General features: G+C 64.4%; 16 protein-coding genes. 13 read left to right on the top strand and 3 right to left on the bottom strand.

Going from position 1 to position 16,103, the window contains the following annotated elements:
• The first annotated feature begins 7 nt into the window (after positions 1–7).
• On the top strand, positions 8–1,156 hold the full coding sequence (locus RID11_RS14560; protein ID WP_350140441.1) for an OmpA family protein: 1,149 nt from the start codon (positions 8–10) through the stop codon (positions 1,154–1,156).
• 60 nt (positions 1,157–1,216) lie between these two features.
• Positions 1,217–2,842, top strand: coding sequence for a flagellar filament capping protein FliD (gene fliD / locus RID11_RS14555; protein WP_350140439.1), 1,626 nt, complete (start codon positions 1,217–1,219; stop codon positions 2,840–2,842).
• Between the two features lie 37 nt (positions 2,843–2,879).
• Here fliD and RID11_RS14550 read toward each other — a convergent pair whose 3' ends face one another.
• From RID11_RS14550 to flhA, 3 genes are read right to left on the bottom strand one after another with little or no spacing between them, the layout of a single operon-like run.
• The gene (locus RID11_RS14550) at positions 2,880–3,596 is read right to left on the bottom strand and encodes a sigma-70 family RNA polymerase sigma factor (RefSeq protein WP_350140437.1); all 717 of its coding nucleotides are present in this window, start codon (positions 3,594–3,596) and stop codon (positions 2,880–2,882) included.
• Positions 3,593–4,591: a hypothetical protein gene (locus RID11_RS14545; RefSeq protein ID WP_350140435.1), complete on the bottom strand. Its 999-nt coding sequence runs from the start codon at positions 4,589–4,591 to the stop codon at positions 3,593–3,595. Before RID11_RS14545 ends, RID11_RS14550 begins: the two co-directional genes overlap by 4 nt.
• An 11-nt stretch (positions 4,592–4,602) precedes the next feature.
• A complete protein-coding gene (flhA, locus tag RID11_RS14540) occupies positions 4,603–6,741 on the bottom strand; it encodes a flagellar biosynthesis protein FlhA (protein ID WP_350140433.1) in 2,139 nt (712 codons plus the stop codon).
• A gap of 144 nt (positions 6,742–6,885) precedes the next feature.
• On the opposite strand from flhA, the gene RID11_RS14535 reads away from it, so the two are divergent.
• The 11 genes from RID11_RS14535 to spt all read left to right on the top strand — a co-directional run bounded on the left by RID11_RS14535 (position 6,886) and on the right by spt (position 16,072).
• On the top strand, positions 6,886–7,401 hold the full coding sequence (locus RID11_RS14535) for an LPP20 family lipoprotein (protein WP_350140431.1): 516 nt from the start codon (positions 6,886–6,888) through the stop codon (positions 7,399–7,401).
• Positions 7,402–7,404: 3 nt separating this feature from the next.
• Positions 7,405–8,472, top strand: coding sequence for a flagellar assembly protein T N-terminal domain-containing protein (locus RID11_RS14530; RefSeq protein WP_350140429.1), 1,068 nt, complete (start codon positions 7,405–7,407; stop codon positions 8,470–8,472).
• Positions 8,469–9,161 carry a flagellar basal body P-ring formation chaperone FlgA gene (flgA, locus tag RID11_RS14525; RefSeq protein ID WP_350140427.1) on the top strand — a complete coding sequence of 231 codons (693 nt, stop codon included), beginning with the start codon at positions 8,469–8,471 and terminating at the stop codon, positions 9,159–9,161. Before RID11_RS14530 ends, flgA begins: the two co-directional genes overlap by 4 nt.
• Before the next feature lie 59 nt (positions 9,162–9,220).
• Positions 9,221–9,523, top strand: coding sequence for a flagellar biosynthesis anti-sigma factor FlgM (gene flgM / locus RID11_RS14520; protein WP_350140425.1), 303 nt, complete (start codon positions 9,221–9,223; stop codon positions 9,521–9,523).
• Positions 9,524–9,538: 15 nt separating this feature from the next.
• Positions 9,539–9,919: a hypothetical protein gene (locus RID11_RS14515; protein ID WP_350140424.1), complete on the top strand. Its 381-nt coding sequence runs from the start codon at positions 9,539–9,541 to the stop codon at positions 9,917–9,919.
• A 137-nt stretch (positions 9,920–10,056) separates the two neighbouring features.
• Positions 10,057–11,031 carry a quinone oxidoreductase family protein gene (locus RID11_RS14510; RefSeq protein ID WP_350140422.1) on the top strand — a complete coding sequence of 325 codons (975 nt, stop codon included), beginning with the start codon at positions 10,057–10,059 and terminating at the stop codon, positions 11,029–11,031.
• 498 nt (positions 11,032–11,529) lie between these two features.
• Positions 11,530–11,706 (top strand): hypothetical protein, encoded by a 177-nt coding sequence (locus tag RID11_RS14505; protein ID WP_350140420.1) that lies wholly within the window; start codon positions 11,530–11,532, stop codon positions 11,704–11,706.
• 139 nt (positions 11,707–11,845) lie between these two features.
• Positions 11,846–13,651 carry a fatty acyl-AMP ligase gene (locus RID11_RS14500; RefSeq protein WP_350140417.1) on the top strand — a complete coding sequence of 602 codons (1,806 nt, stop codon included), beginning with the start codon at positions 11,846–11,848 and terminating at the stop codon, positions 13,649–13,651.
• Positions 13,648–14,589, top strand: coding sequence for an NAD-dependent epimerase/dehydratase family protein (locus RID11_RS14495; RefSeq protein ID WP_350140415.1), 942 nt, complete (start codon positions 13,648–13,650; stop codon positions 14,587–14,589). Before RID11_RS14500 ends, RID11_RS14495 begins: the two co-directional genes overlap by 4 nt.
• Before the next feature lie 47 nt (positions 14,590–14,636).
• A complete protein-coding gene (locus RID11_RS14490; protein ID WP_350140413.1) occupies positions 14,637–14,867 on the top strand; it encodes an acyl carrier protein in 231 nt (76 codons plus the stop codon).
• Entirely contained in the window at positions 14,864–16,072 is a 1,209-nt protein-coding gene (gene spt, locus RID11_RS14485; protein ID WP_350140411.1) for a serine palmitoyltransferase, read from the top strand. The genes RID11_RS14490 and spt overlap by 4 nt, the downstream gene beginning before the upstream one ends.
• Positions 16,073–16,103: the final 31 nt, after the last annotated feature.

Raw genomic sequence — 16,103 nt, 5'->3', positions numbered from 1 at the left:
AGCGCGCATGTCCCGCAAGCCCATACCGCTGCCCGTCCCGGTCGAGGAACCCGCCGAGGACTGCCCCAAATGCCCACCCAAGGGCGCGCCCGCATGGATGGCGACCTTTGCCGATATCGCCACTCTTCTGATGGCGTTCTTCGTGCTGATCCTGTCCTTCGCGGAGTTCAACCAACCCAAGTTCAAGATGGTGGCGGGGTCGCTCAAGAATTCGTTTGGTGTGCAGCGCGAGGTGCCGGTGTTCGAGCAGCCACAGGGCACGACCATGCTTGACCTCAAGTTCAGCCCTTCCCCGGAGATGTCGGTGACCGAGGAACTCACCCAGGACACCACAGAGACCGAACAGCCCGAGATCGACCGTCCCGTGACCGAGGATGACGGAAAAGGCGCGGCAGAGGGCGAGAACGGCGACGGCGGAGACAAGGCCGCAGAGGAGGCGCAACAGGTGCTTGCCGAGGCCATCCGCGACGCGTTGCAAGGCGGGACGGTGCAGGTCGAGACCCGCGACGGTGAGGTGGTGATGACCTTTGATACCCCCGCTGCCGAGCAACTGCCCGAGCAATTGAGCGAGGCGGCCAAGGCACTGGATGGTGCCGCCGAGGCCACTGGCCAATCCACGGCGGAGGTTCTGCTTGAAGGGCTGGCCGAGGCGATGCCGGATCTCGCCCGCGCCACGCAGACCGAGGCCGAGACACAGCGCGCCGAACGCAGCGCCGCCATCGCCGAAGCCGAATTGCGCGTGGCGCTGCGGCAGGAAATCTCACAGGGGCTCGTCAGTGTAGAACAACGCAAGGACCGGGTGATAGTGACGGTGGGGGCGGGCGGCGCCTTTCCGTCGGGTGAGGCCGATCTCACCGAGGAGGCGCGCGACGTCATGACCCGTCTCGCCTTTGCCGCCATGGGCGAGGCCAGTGACATTGAGGTGACGGGGCATACGGATTCTGTGCCGCTGTCGCCTTATTCGCCCTATCGCGACAATTGGGGGCTGGCTGCCGCCCGCGCCTCTTCGGTGGTGCGGGAGTTGTCCGGATCGGGTCTTGTCGCGCCTGAACGGCTGCGTGCGGTCGGGCGGGGCGAATCCATGCCTGTGGCTGATAACGCCACCGATGCGGGCCGCGAGAAGAACCGCCGGATCGAGATCGAGATCACCTATTAGGCGTAGCGGGCCTAACAGTGTCGTGCGGCCCGTCGTTTTCATGTTCAGAGAGGGCAACGCATGCAGACCGACATCCTGAGTTCGCTGAACAGTGGCGGCACCGGGCTCAACATCTCGGAACTGTCCGAGACGCTGACCGATGCCGAGATCGCGCCGCGCAAATCACTGATCACCGAGCGGATCGACACGGCCGAATTGCGCCTGTCGGGCTATGATCGGCTGCGCGGACAGGCCGAACAGGTGACCGAGGCGCTTGGCCTGATGCGGGGTCTCGCCCCCTACGCTGTGCAGAGCGACAGCGCGGCGGTCGGCGTGAGCGTCACCGGTCCCGGCGCGGTGGATTTGCAGACAAGCCGTCTTGCCGTCTCGCAACTGGCCTCAGCGCAAGTGCTGAGCTTTGGCGGCTACAGCGATCCCGCGCAGGAGGTGGGCAGTGGCGCGTTGACGGTGGATTTCGGGCGCTGGTCCGGGGATGCACCGCCGGTCTTTACCCCCGGCTCGCAGCCCGCGCAGACCATCACATTCGCCCCTGGCAGCACATTAGAGGACATGGCCACCGCGCTCAGTACGCTTGAGGGCGTGTCGGCACGGGTGATTGACCTTGGTGATGGCAGTTACTCACTCGGCGTCATTTCGGACACCGGAGCCGGGAATGCCCTGCGGTTCAGCGTGGCGGCGGGGGCCGATCCTGGTCTTGCCGATTTTGATTTCAGCGCCGGTCCGGATGCTGTCGAGGCTCAGGCGGCGCAGGATGCCCGGCTCAGCCTCAACGGGATTGAGGTGACGCGGCCTGACAACCGCATCGACGATCTATTGCCCGGTGTCAGCCTGACGCTGACCGGCATCACCGTGACCCCGGCCACCGTGACCGCCGCGCCCAATACCGAGGGCGCGCTCGAGGTGATGCAGAGCTTTGTCGATATCGTGAATGCCACAGGCAGGCTGGTGGAGACGCTGACCGCGCGCGGCTTTGGCCCTGATGCCGAGGCGGGCGATCTGGCTGGGGATGCGCTGGCCGAGGGGATGATGAGGCGGATCGAGAGCATCCTTGGCCAAGGCTTTGGTGTCTCGGGCGCGCATTTGGCCGATCTGGGAATCCTGACCGAGCGTGACGGCAGCCTGACATTGGACGAGGGGCGGTTCTCAATCGCTCTCAACGGCAATCCCGGGCTGGTTGATGCGCTAGTGCGCGATGGCATCACCGGACACAATGTCGGGATCGAGGGTCTGCCGGTGAGCGGTGGCGAGGCCGGTCGCTTCACGCTGACGCGCGATCCGGCGACGGGGGCAGCGACGCTGGCCGGTGTGCCTGTGTTCGGCGAGGCGCAAGAGAATGGTGATTGGGTCTATAGCGTGGCTTCGGGCCCGATGCGTGGCATCCGTTTGACGGTGGAGGCTGGCACCGAACGCGCCGAGATCCGCTTTGCGCCCAGCATGGTCAGCAGCCTGCAATCCTACCTGTCGGAGGCGCTGTCACCCGAGGGCGCGCTGGCTGATCGTGAGGGCACGCTCACCGATACCATTGGTGTCGAGTCCACAGCGCTTGATGCGCTGGATCGCCGGGCCGAGGAATTGCGCACGCGCTATCTGAGCCGGTTCACGGAAATGGAACGGATCGTGACGCAGCTCAACTCGACCGGGGATTACCTGACCAACCTGATCGATGCGTGGAACTCGGACAGCTGACGGACCGATCCTCGCGCGTCCGCCTCGTCAACCGGTTTCAGGAATTAAGCCTGGTTTGCATCAGGTCGCGCAACTGTTCTATCGCCGCTTTCTTGATCTGCGACACCCGCCCTGTGGTGACATCGAGGATCGCCGCGATTTCATAGACGTTCAACTCCTCGACGTAGTAGAGTTGCAGCACCAGCGCGTTACGTTCCGGCAGATCCTCTATCGCGTGGCGCAGCAGCACCTTGAGCTGCGATTGCTCTAGCGCGTCCTCGGCCGTGGTGGCGTTGTCGCTGAACAGGATCGAGTGATCGGTATAGACCTCGTCGAGCGAGTGCAACTGGTTGGTCTGGAACCTATTCTCCCAGTCCTGAAGTTTCTCGGTTGTCATTTCCATCGCCTCGGCCAGTTCCATCGGCTCGGGCTCGCGGCCCAGGCTTTGCGACAGCTTGCGGCGGGCTCGTTCGATGGACTGACGCATGCTGATCGTGTTGCGACAGAGGTTCGAGTTGCGACGCAGGTGGTCGATGATCGACCCACGAATGCGGATTGCGGCATAGGCGGCAAAGCTGACCCCGTCGCAGACCGAATAGCGCTGCGAGGCGTCCACCAGTCCCAGATACCCCGCCTGCAGAAGGTCGTCGACCTCGACAAAGCGTCCGACGCGCCCGTGGAAATGCCAGGCCAGCCGTTGCACGAGCGGCATCTGCTCCTCGACCAGCCGTGCGGGGCTGAGACGTTGTTCCTGATAGCTTTGCGGGGCGATCATGGCCGGGTCTCCGTTGCGGTGTGACGTCGGAAAATAAGGGGCTGTGCGGTGGTTCCGGTGCTGGACTGCGGCGTGGCGGCCGCCTCTTCTGCGTCTTCGATCACGCGCAGACCGTCGACGAGACGCTCGGGTGCCGAGACCCACAGCGGCAGGATGCTGGTGGCGGTAAGGTCGTCCTGTTCTTCGGGACCGGGCAGGCTGGCGTCCGGATCGGTCAGGATCGCGGTTGCGCCCTGATCCCCCCAAAGGTTCCGCAAGGCGCGCAGCCGTCCGCGCCGCAAACCGGCGGGAAGCACCAGGGCCGCGCGCGCCTCGGGGGTCGAGAGGGCCACGTTTGCGGCTGCCGGGCCATCACCGCTGCGACCGGAGATGACGACGATCTGAACCTGCCCCGTCGCGGGGGCGGGCAGATCGGCGGGGGGGATGAAATGTGTATCCATACCCAGCAAATGCGATTTCTGTGCCAGAAACGCCCCGTCGCCGTGCGAACCTGTTCCACAGAAGAAAAAATCGACCTTGGTCTGGGGCGTGCGGGAAAGCCGCATCAACGCCAGTTGCAGTGCGACCTGTGATTTGCCCGCGCCCACTGGACCGCCGAGCACAATGCGCGGCGCGCAGAGTAGTCTGTCGCGCTGGATCACTGGATCTGGCTGCGCGGGGGATATGTTGTGGTTGGCCTGCGGTGTGGTGTGCTGTGCCTTCTCGGCCTCCAGAATCCGCGCGAAGGGTTTGGGTGCATGTGGGTCGAGAAATCCCGGAAGGCGCGCGGGTTCGGCTGTTCTGGCCGGAGAGGGCACGGGATCTCCGATCAGCACATCGACCGAGGCGGATTTGCGCGGGCGCTCTGCCGGGTCTGGCATCTCGTCGCTGGCGGTGATCTCGACCTGACCGTCGATCCAGAGGTTCGACAGGATCAGCGCATCGTCGCCAAGCCGGCGCTGCACGAGTTCGAGCGCGGTGACGCTATCGGGGGCGCGGACGGTGATCGTGCTCATCGCATCTCTCCTCAGCGATCAGTTTGTTGCGGCAGGGCGGTGCCCTTGCCGATGCTGGCGGCAATCTCGACGCGGCGGTTGTCGGGCAGTTCCGAGACCGCCATCACCACGGCCTCGACGCCATGCGCGCGCAGGAAGCCGGCAAAGCCCCGGCGCAGCGTCGCCGAGACGACCACGACCGCCTGACGGCCCTGTGCGGCGAGTTTTTCCTGCGCGTCGTTGAGTTGGCCGAGGAGTTGACGGGTCAGCCCCTGATCGACGATCAGCCCGGCGCTTTCGTGTTGCGAGCGGCTCAGCAGGTCTTCGAGATCGGGGGCGATCGTGACGAGATGCAGGCTTTCCTTGAGCGGTGCGATCTGTTGCAGCAGTTGCGGCGCGAGCGCGGGGCGCAGCATCTCGGCCATGTCGCCGGGATCGGTGAGGCGGCCGGACATGCCTGCCAGATCCTCCAGGATACGCGGCAGGTCGGCGACCGGCATGCGTTCGCGCAAGAGCGCGCGCAGCACCGCCGTGAGCACATGCAGCGGCACCAGCTTGGGCACGACGGATTCCACCAGCGTGGGCGCGGAGCGTTCGAGATTATCCAGAAGCCCCTGCACGTCATCCGCGCCGATCAGGTCTGCGGCATGGGCATAGAGCATCTGGCTGAGATGCGTGGCGATCACCGAATCCGGCTCGACCACGACGTAATCGTCGGCCTCGGCCTCGGGTTGCTGATGCGACTGAATCCAGACCGCATCCATGCCGAAGGACGGGTCCTTGACCTCGATGCCGCGCAGCTTGCGGGTGGAGCCGCCGCCGGGCAGGGCAAGCTTGCGATCCGGGTAGGCCATGTCCTCGGCCACCACAGCCTGCCGAATGCGGATACGGTAGGCATTGGCGGGCAGGGCCATGTCGTCGCGGATGCGCACGCCGGGAATGACAAAGCCCATGGCGGTGGAGACATCGCGCCTTATGCCGGTGATCCGCGACACCAGCGCGCCGCCGGATGTCTCCTCGATCAGCGGAATGAGGCCAAAGCCGATCTGGATGGTGATCGGCGCGTAATCCGTGACCTCTTCGGCGGTGATTGCGCCCTTGTTCGAGGGTGCCTCACCGGTGAGTTGCGCGCCGCGCGCAGGGGAGGGCGCGGGCAGGGCGGGGGCCTGTCCCGGCGATTTGGCAGACGTGCCCTGCGGGTCCTGGTTGCGGGTGACCCACGCGACCGCGCCCGCCGCGCCCGCCGCGACAATGAACAGCAGGTTGGGCATGCCCGGGATCAGCCCCATGATCGCCAGCACAGCCGCGACAGGCACCCAGGCCCGGTGCAGCCCGATCTGCGAGCCTATGTGTCCGGCCATGTCCTGGGTTGAGGCGACGCGGGTCACGATCACCGCCGTGGCAATGGACAGTAGCAGTGAGGGGATTTGCGCCACGAGGCCATCGCCGATGGAGAGGAGCACATAGGTCTCTGCTGCCGCCCCGAAGGACAGGCCATGCTGCGAGGTGCCGATCACGATACCGCCGAGGATATTGGCCAGCAGGATCAGGATACCGGCGATGGCGTCGCCCTTGACGAATTTCGAAGCGCCGTCCATCGCGCCGTAGAAATCGGCCTCTTCGCCCACCTCGGCGCGGCGGGCGCGGGCCTGTTCGGGGGTCAGAAGCCCGGCATTGAGATCGGCGTCGATTGCCATCTGCTTGCCCGGCATGGCGTCGAGGGTGAAGCGCGCCGACACCTCCGAGACACGGCCCGCGCCCTTGGTGATCACCACGAGATTGATGATCACGAGGATCACGAACACCACCAGACCGACCGCGAAATTGCCCGCGATGACGAAATTGCCAAAGGCTTCGATCACCTTGCCCGCCGCATGGCTGCCTTCGTGCCCGTCGGTCAGCACGATCCGGGTCGAGGCGACGTTGAGCGCAAGCCGCAGCACCGTGGCGATCAGCAGCACCGAGGGAAAGGAGGAGAAATCAAGCGGCCGGTAGCTGTAGAGCGCGACCATCAGCACCAGGAGCGACAGCAGGATGTTGAACACGAAGAAGATGTCGAGCAGCGCCAGCGGCAGCGGCAGCACCATCATCGCCACGACCGCGAGGATGCCGACCGGCAGCAGGCTTGCCCCCAGTTGGGGCCGGTTCGTGGCAGGGCTGAGCGCGGCCATCTGTCATCCTCTTGTCGGGTCTCATCCGGAATTTTCCTGCAAGCCGCGTGCCATTCGCGGGCCTGCGCGATGGCTGGGCTGGCACAGGGTTTGCAGGGCAGGGCGTGACGCGTTTTCACGCCTGACCGATGCAAAGAGGGCCCCATGCCAATGCCAGCCTGCCGTTCCGCACTCCTGTTCCTGATGATCCTGCCGCTCGGGGCCTGCATGTCCGCGCCGCGCGCGGTCGATGCCCTGCCCGAGGACGCCAGCCCCCGCACCGAGGCGGTGGCCAAGCTCAAGGACGGGCTGACCGGCGATCCGGTTGTCGCCGCGCCTGCGGTGCCTGTCGTGCAGTTCACCGGGCTGGGCCTGTCGCAAGTGTCGAAACAGCCGGGCGCCTCGACCAATGAAAAGCGGCTGATGGCCATTCGCGCCGCCCGGATGGAGGCGCTGCGCGACCTGACCGAGCAGATCCACGGCATCCGGATCAATTCTGAGACGGTGCTGCGCGATCAGGTTCTGCGCAGCGACAGTGTGCGCGGTCTGGTCGAGGGTGAAATTCGCGGCGCGCGGACCTTGCGGATCACGCCCAAGGGGAGCGATTCCTTTGAGGTGGTGCTCGCACTCGACCCTGATACGGTCGCCTATATCCTGCGCGCAGCACGGCAGGGCGGCTGAGCGATGCTTTGGCGTGCCATCCTGTTGATGCTGGCGCTTGGCCCGGTGCCGGTTGCGGCGGGCGGGGCGACGTTGTGGATCGAGGCGCAGGGCTTTGCGCATGTCGCCTCGATTGCTGACCGCGATGCGGCGCGGCGGCGGGCGATTGGCGAGGCTTTGGTCTCGGCGGCCTTGGCGGGCGGGGCCAGCCTGCGCGGGCATACCGTCATGGACAAGGGCCGGGTCACCGCTGACCTGTCGATCCTGCGGCCGACGGGGCGGGTGCTGTCGCATCGCGTTCTGTCCGCTGAACTGGTGGACGGCCAATGGCGTGTGCGGGTTGCCGCGCAGGTCGGACCGATGCCCGCCGGGGCCTGTGCCGCGCGACGCCGCCTGACGATCAGCGCGACACCGCCACTGGTGCGGGTCGCGCCCGATGTGGCCGCCTGGGCCGAGCCGCTGGCGCAGCGCGTGGCGCATGATCTGGTCGATACGCTGCGCCGCCACCCCGATGCCGATCTCGACAGCCTGGCCCCGGCAACGCCGGGTGTGGTTGCCGCGACGCTCGATTACGCGGCGCTGACGCGCGGGCAGGCGACGCCTGCGGCGGGCGATCACCGGCTGCGCCCGTCGGTCACGGTGGAGCGGGAGGGCAGGCAGTTGCGCCTGACGCTGACCGTCATGCTGCGCGGCCCCGATGGCCGAGAGATCGCGCGCAGTTTCCGGCGCGAGACGGTGCAGCCCACGGGCGGTGTGGTCGGCCTTGTCTCGGGGCAGAACCGGAGCCGCGCCGAGGTCGAGCTGACCGGCGGCTTGATGGACGATCTGCGCGCCATGCTCGACGGGCTGGCCTGTGAGCCGGCACAGGGGCGGATCGTGCGGCGCGGCGAGGCGTTGAGCGTGCCGCTGGGGCGGCGTCACGGGCTGACCCGGGCAAGCCTTGCCTTCGTTGATGATCCGAATGACCGGTTCGGCCTTCTGGAGGTGGTCGAGTTGGGTCAGGCGGATGTCACGCTGCGCCCACTTGACCCGACGCGCGCTGCGCAGAGCTTTGACGGGCTGCGGGTGTATTTTCTGGAGGCCGGACTGTGATCCGGATCGCGGCGCTTTTGATGTGCTGTGCGGTGCCTGTGGGTGCCGCACAGATCGACGGTGACCGCGTGCAGGCGCTTGTCGAGCAGGCGCTACGGGCGGCCGGGCAGGGGGGGCATGCGGTGATTTCCTCCCATCGCGGATATCCCCCCTGCCCGAGCGCGCCGACCGTTCGCCCTCATGCCGGGGGCTGGCAGGCGGTGCGGGTTGCGTGTGACGCGGCGGGCTGGCACCGCGTGATCCGGATACGGGACGGGCAGGCCGCGCCGCGCATCGGCGGCGGCGGTGCCGACAGTGCCAAGACCCCGGCGCTGGTCCTGACCGAGAGCCTGCCGCGTGGCACGGTTCTCAATCCCGCGCATCTGGAGCAGGTGGATATTGCCGCCGCAGGGCAAGGCGACCTGATCGCCCTGCCCGAGAGCGCCATCGGGCGCAGTCTGCGGGTCAATCTGGGGGCCGGGCAGGCGCTTCTCGGGCGGCATCTGGAGCATGACTGGCAGGTCGAGAAGGGCGCGCCGGTGACCATCGCGAGCGGTGCGGGACCGATCCTTATCCAGACCAGCGGTGTCGCGCTCGAACCCGGTCAGTTGGGTCAGGCCATCCGGGTCACCAACGCGCGCAGCGGTCAGCTTGTCCATGTGATCGTGACCGGACCGAATAAAGTGACGGTGCGCCCTAACATGCGCTGAGCAGGGGCCGTTTGAGCATATAACCACGCCGCCCGTCGGCGCAAAACCGGAGAAGTCACATGGTCGATCCGATCAATTCATCCAATGTCGCCAAGCTGCGACCCCAGACGGTGCAGACCGATGGCACCGCAGGCACGCCTGCGCGGGCTCAGCCCGGTCAGCCGGTCAGTGCCGTTGATCAGGTCCGCCTCAGCGATGCCGCCTCGGTGAAGATGGCCGAGCGGATGGCCGATGCCGGGCCGCCCTTTGACGCCGCGCGCGTGTCGCGGATCAGGCAGGCGGTCGCCGATGGCCAGTACCCGGTCGATGCGCAGCGCATCACCGACAGCATCTTTCAGGACTACAGCGCCTTGATGCGCTAAGCCAAGGGCCTCTTCATGACATATATCGAATTCGCGCTGTTTGGTCTCGCCGCAGCCTGCTGTGCCGCGCTGGCGGCCCTGATTGCACTGTCACTGCGCCAGGGGCGTACACTAGGAGCACTGAACCGGCGTGCACTTCGCCCGAACGAGGCCGATCTGGACATTATCGCGCACAAACTCGGCACGAAACTTGGCCTGAGCGAAGACGCGTCCCTTGGCACCCTGTCGGATCGCATGGACGAGATGCGCCGGGATTTCGACTGGCTGGTCAGCGACCGGATGATCGAACAGGCGGTGGACATGGCGCGGCTTGGTCAGAACCATGACAGCATCGCGCAATCCACCGGCGTCAGCAGTGCTGAACTTGACGCGATCCGGAAACTGCGTCGGCACTAGGCCGTTGTACAGTCGGCCTTAGACATGGTCGGCCGTCCTGTCAGAGTATCGCCGGTCGCTCTGCCATTGCCTTTCGGAGGAAAGTAAACTTATCTCCCGGACAAGAACGCAGCGACAGGAACGGGAGGACTGACGACATGGCGCGCACGGTTATTATCGAAGAGGCAGGCGGCCCCGAGACACTGAAACTCGTCGACCGCGAGGTAGGTGAACCGGGACCGGGCGAAATCCGCATTCGGCACAAAGCCTGCGGTCTGAATTTCATCGATGTCTATCAACGGACCGGTCTTTATCCGCTTACCCTGCCGCATGCGCTGGGCATGGAGGCCGCGGGTGTCGTCGAGGCCGTGGGCGAGGGTGTCACCCATCTCAAGGAAGGCGACCGGGCTGCTTATGCCGCGACCCCGCCGGGGGCATATTGCGAGGCGCGCGTCATGCCCGCTGCACAGGTCTGCCCGCTGCCTGGTGGCATTTCGTTCGAGGACGCGGCTTCGATCATGTTGCAGGGGATGACGGTTGAATATCTCTTTCACCGGGTCTGGCCGCTGGAGACGGGGCAGACCGTGCTCTTTCATGCCGCCGCAGGGGGCGTGGGCCTTCTGGCCTGTCAGTGGGCGCGCTCTGAGGGGATCAGGTTGATCGGTACGGCGGGAACGGATGAGAAATGTAGGCTTGCAGTCGAGAACGGGGCCTCGGACTGCATCAACTATCGTGACAAGGATTTCGTGGCCGAGGTCAAGGCGCTGACCGATGGTGCGGGGGTCGATGTGGTGATGGACGGCGTTGGCAAAGATACGTTCGAGCACTCGCTCGATTGTCTCAAGCCACTTGGGATGATGATGTCCTTCGGCAATGCGTCGGGCCCGGTGGAGCCGGTGAGCCTGCTGACGCTGGCCGCCAAGGGCTCGCTGAAACTTACGCGGACCACGCTGTTCACCTTCCTCGCCGATCATGCGCGCTGTCAGGATATGGCGCGCCACCTGTTCGACAAGGTCGAGAGCGGGGCGGTCAAGGTCAATATCGGGCAGACCTTTCCGCTCGAGGAGATCACCGAGGCGCATCGCGCGCTCGAAGGGCGGCAGACTACCGGATCGACGATCCTGACGCTCTGATTGTAACGTGCTGAGGTCGGTGCAGGTCCGACGTTGCAGTTGGAATGGATGGTGTCCGGGCGTTAGCCCGCCCGGAACCTCCCGAATTTTCGATAACATTCTGTAAGATATGGTGAGTGTGCCGCGCACGCTTGTGATTATGTTACGGGTTGGAAACCATTTGTTACAAAAAATGCAAGATGTTGCCGATGTCTTTTGGCGGCAACATCGGCGCGTTCAGGCATGCGCCCAAGGCGCGCGAGGCGGGGTGTCGGGCGGGTCTGTCGGGTGTTGTCCCGCCCGGTGCCGTTGTGGCCCACCATGGGTGTTTCCATCGCAACCGAGCACGGCTTTGACGGCGGTGGCGCAGGGTCTGATGGACAATGGCAACATTATGGGCTGGCCCGCCCTGTGGTGGTCTTGGGAGAGCGCTTGTTATCTTTGATTAAACACCTGTAATATATGGTTTTTCGAGGTTTACCATGCCGCCGGAAGTACGCGTTTGGAGGGAGTGCGCTGATGTTGCCGCATCCTGTGGGACGAGGCGCGATCCGGCGGGGCATGGGGGATCATTTTGCGTTTCAGGATCTGGATCATGGTATCCGCATGAGCCTGCTCAGAAAACGGATCAGCGACCGAAGGTGCGGCGCCGTGGCCGATCGCGTGCTGCGTGCCGGTTTCGCGGCTTTTTCGTGACGCGCCGGGCCCGATAGAGCCCGTTGGCCCAGACTTGACCGGAAACCTCAGCTTGTGCCAGTAGAACGCCACATGCGATACACTTGGTATCAAGACGTGAAAACCGAAGATATTCGGAAGCGAAACAAGGATAATTGAGATGCAGGCGACAGGCAGTTCGCACGCCCTCGCTTTGCGACGGGCAGACTTCCCGACTCTGAAAGAGGCACTCGACTATGCCGCGCAGGGGACAACCGGCGTCAACTTCTACAACGCCCGGGGCGAAGTCTATGCCAGTTCGACCTATGCCGAGCTTCAGCAAGACGCCATCGCGCTTGCGCGTCGCTTGTTGGGACTAGGCCTTGAGCCCGGTGCACGGGTCGCGCTGGTGGCGGAAACCTCGCCGCATTTCGTGCGGTTCTTCTGGGCTTGCCAATATGCCGGGTTGGTCCCCGTGCCGCTGCCTGCCACGATGCATATCGGTGGCCACGCGGGCTATGTTGCACAACTGCGCGGCCTGATCGAAAATTGCGGTGCCGCGGTGGCGATGGCCCCGGCAGAATGGATGCCTTTCCTCGAAGAAGCAACAGCCGACGTCGACCTGACCTTTGTCGGCACGCCAGAGGATTACGATCAACTGGTCTCTGCCGCGCAGGATCTGCCAGAGATTGCCCCCGACAGCATCGCCTACATCCAGTACACATCGGGCAGCACCCGTTTCCCGCGTGGTGTCGTGATTGATCAGGCCACCGTGTTGGCGAACATTCAGGACATGGCGACCCACGGGCTGAAAATGACACCCGAGGATCGGTTCGGTTCGTGGCTGCCGTTCTACCATGACATGGGGCTTGTCGCCTTCATCATGATGCCGATGGCGACGCAACGGTCGGTGGATTTCCTTGGCACTCAGGATTTCGCGATGCGGCCGCGCAAGTGGCTGGAAATGATGTCGACCAACCGCACCACGATTACCTCCGGCCCGCCCTTCGGCTATGATTTGGCGGCAATGCGTGTGCGGCCGACCGATGCCGAGAAGTGGGACCTGAGCGCGCTGCGTGTAGCCTGTGTCGGGGCCGAGATGATTAACCCCGAACCGCTGCAACGGTTTGCCGAGGCGCTCGCGCCCGCCGGGTTCAAGTCGACCGCGTTCCTGCCGTGCTACGGGATGGCCGAATGCTCGCTTGGTATCAGCTTTGCCGGGTTGGATGAGGAACTCAAGATCGACTATGTCGACGCAGAGAACATGCAGCATGAGAATGTGGCAGAGCCTCTCAATCCCGAAGCGGCTCTGAAGGAAAAGCGCCGCGTCGCGCGTTATGTCGATTGCGGTGCCTTGCTGCCCAGCTTCGATATCGCGATCCGGGACGAGGATGGCAACGACCTGCCAGAGCGGCATGCCGGTGTTGTTCACCTGCGCGGCCCCAGCGTGATGAGCCGCTACTTCCGCGAAGAGGCGATGACGCGCGAGACCCTGAGCGAGGATGGTTGGCTCAACACCGGTGATATCGGGTACATGTCCGATGGCCGTCTGTTCGTGACCGGGCGCAAGAAGGACATGATCATCATTCATGGCCGCAACATCTGGCCCGAGGATCTGGAATATATCGCCAAGACGCAGCCCGGTGTGAACTACACCGATGCAGCCGCCTTCTCGGTGCCGTCGGAAAAGGATCAGCAGGAGACCGCTGTTCTGGTGGTGCAATGCCGCGAGCGTGACGAGATCAAGCGCGCGCGTTTGGTCAAGACCATCGCGTCGCTGGTGCGCTCGGAGTACGGAATCGACTGCATCATCGAACTGGTACCCACCCGCACCTTACCGCGCACCTCGTCGGGCAAGCTGGCACGGGCACGGGCGCGGCTCGATTTCCTTGGGCGGCGGCGTGTAGCGGGCGCGGATGTCAAACCCGAGGCCCTCGACACTGCACCGGTTGATCACGACAGGGCACCGATCCGTAATATCGCATGAGCACAGCCGTTGCCGTGACCGGTGCGTCAGGCTTTGTCGGGCAGGCGCTTGTCGCACACCTGCTTGCGTGCGGGCGGCCTGTCAGGGCGCTGGTGCACAGGCAAGCTCTGGCAATCAGTCACCCTGATCTGGTGACCGTGACCGGGGGGCTGTCTGACGCGGCGGCGCTTGGGCAGCTAATGGATGGGGCCTGTTCGATCATCCATGTCGCCGGGCGTGTACGTGGCCGCGATGATGCAGATTTCATGCCCGTCAACGCCGAGGGCGTGGCGCGCGTTGCCCGTGTGGCGATGGAAAGTACATCCGTCGCGCGCTTTGTCCTGGTCTCGTCATTGGCCGCGCGTGAGCCTAGACTGTCCCCCTATGCGGCGAGCAAGCGGGCGGGCGAGGCGATGCTGGCACAGGTTGCTGAAGGCAGCGCGCTGCGCTGCGCCGTTCTTCGCCCCCCGGCGATCTACGGACCGGGTGACAAAGAGCTTTTGCCGCTCTTGAAACTGATGGCGCGGGGCCTTGTGCCGATGCCAGGGGTCGATGGTGCGCGGGCCTCGCTCTTGCACGTCAATGACCTGGCGAACGCCGCGGTCAAACTTCTGGACAGCCAGGCGCAGGGTACTTATGAACTCCACGATGGTCACGATGCAGGATACAGCTGGGAGGAGATTGCGACGATCGTCGAGAGCGTGGCAGGTCGGGGTCGCGGCTGGCATCTGAGGCTCCCCGAAGGCGTTCTGAGATCCGTTGCAGCGGTAAACCTGCTGGCCGCGCGCGTCTTTGGTTACCTGCCGATGATGACGCCCGGCAAGATCAACGAGCTTCGTCACCCCGACTGGGTGTGCGACAATACGGAAATAACTCTGGCCACCGGCTGGCAGCCGAATATCTCTCTGCATGACGGTCTGTCTCCGCTCTTGCCAGGACGCACCGTCAAACCCTTGTGAAGGTAAATCGAATGTCACATCAGACCCAAGACCTAGACCAGGAAATCATGCAGACTCTGCTGACGCATCTGGCGCGGTTCCCCACGAAGTCGGACGAGCTGAACGCGCAGACTGATCTTGCCGCCGACATGAATATCGACTCGGTCAACATGATGGAGTTGCTGATGGAAGTCGAGGACACGTTCGACGTCAGCTTTCCGTTGAACATGATGGCCAACGTCAATACGGTTCAAGATCTCGCCAATCAAATCAAGCAACTGGTTGAGAACAGGCCATGAGTATTTCAGACCGCTTCGCCGAACTGGCACATATTCGGGATTCGCTGGGGGCCGTAGAGGCTGATCCCAGCCGGATCGTCATGGAAAAGATCCTGTCGCCCACCGAGGCGATTATCGGTAACCGCCCTACGATCCTTGTTGGCACCAACAACTACCTTGGCCTCACTTTCGATAACGAAGTGCTCGACGCGGCCTGTGCCGCGATGCACGAGCAGGGCAGCGGCACCACCGGGTCCCGCATGGCCAATGGCAGCTTTGCCGGGCACGCGTCGCTGGAACACGATTTCGCGGAGTTCTATGGCGTGCCGTCGGCGATGATCTTTTCAACGGGCTACCAGACCAATCTGGGCCTCTTGATGGGCATCCTGCGACCGGGTGACAAGGTTGTGCTCGACAGTCATAGTCATGCCTGCATTTATGACGGCTGTCGCATCAGCGGGGCCGATTTTCTGGCCTTCCGGCACAATGACCCCGAAGACCTGCGCAAGCGCCTGCGCCGTCTGGGCGGCGACGCCGAGGGTGCGCTGGTGATCGCCGAAGGGCTTTACAGCATGCTGGGCGATATTGCCCCCCTGGCCGATCTGTGTGCCGTGGCTAAGGAATATGGCGCCTGGTTCATGGTCGATGAGGCGCATTCATTCGGTGTCTATGGCGAGAGAGGCCTCGGCCTTTGCGAAGAGGCGGGGATTCTCGATCAGGTCGATTTCATCACCGGCACGTTCAGTAAGAGCCTCGCCTCGCTTGGCGGTTTCTGCGTCAGCCGCCACCCCGAGATGCAGCTTTTGCGGTATGGCAGCCGCCCCTATATCTTTACCGCCTCGTCGAGCCCGGCCAATATTGCCGCCGCCGATGCGGCGTTGCGTGCGATCCGCACCCGCCCCGACATCAAGGACAAGCTCTGGGCCAATGCCAATCGTCTTTATGATGGGCTCAAGGGGCTTGGCTATGAGCTTGCCTCGACCGTCAGCCCGGTGATCGCGGTGCGCGTGCCCTCCAAGGAAGAAGGGGCACGGCTCTGGAATGCGCTGCTGGACGAGGGGGTCTATGTCAATCTGGTCCTGCCGCCCGCAGCGCCCGATTCGGCGGCGCTCTTGCGGTGCAGCCTGAGTGCCGCGCACAGTTTCGAGCAGATCGACGCCATTCTGGCTGCGTTCAAGGCTGCCAGTGCCGGGTCCGACATGGCGGCCGGCGCAAGCGCACAGTAGGCATCCGGCTCGCGCGCCCGGCGCGCGAGAC

This window comes from Roseovarius sp. (assembly GCF_040219995.1).
In the GTDB taxonomy this organism is placed as follows: Bacteria; Pseudomonadota; Alphaproteobacteria; order Rhodobacterales; family Rhodobacteraceae; genus Roseovarius.
The sequence above is the reverse complement of the archived record's forward strand: the minus strand, read 5'-3'. Positions and strand labels throughout refer to the sequence as shown.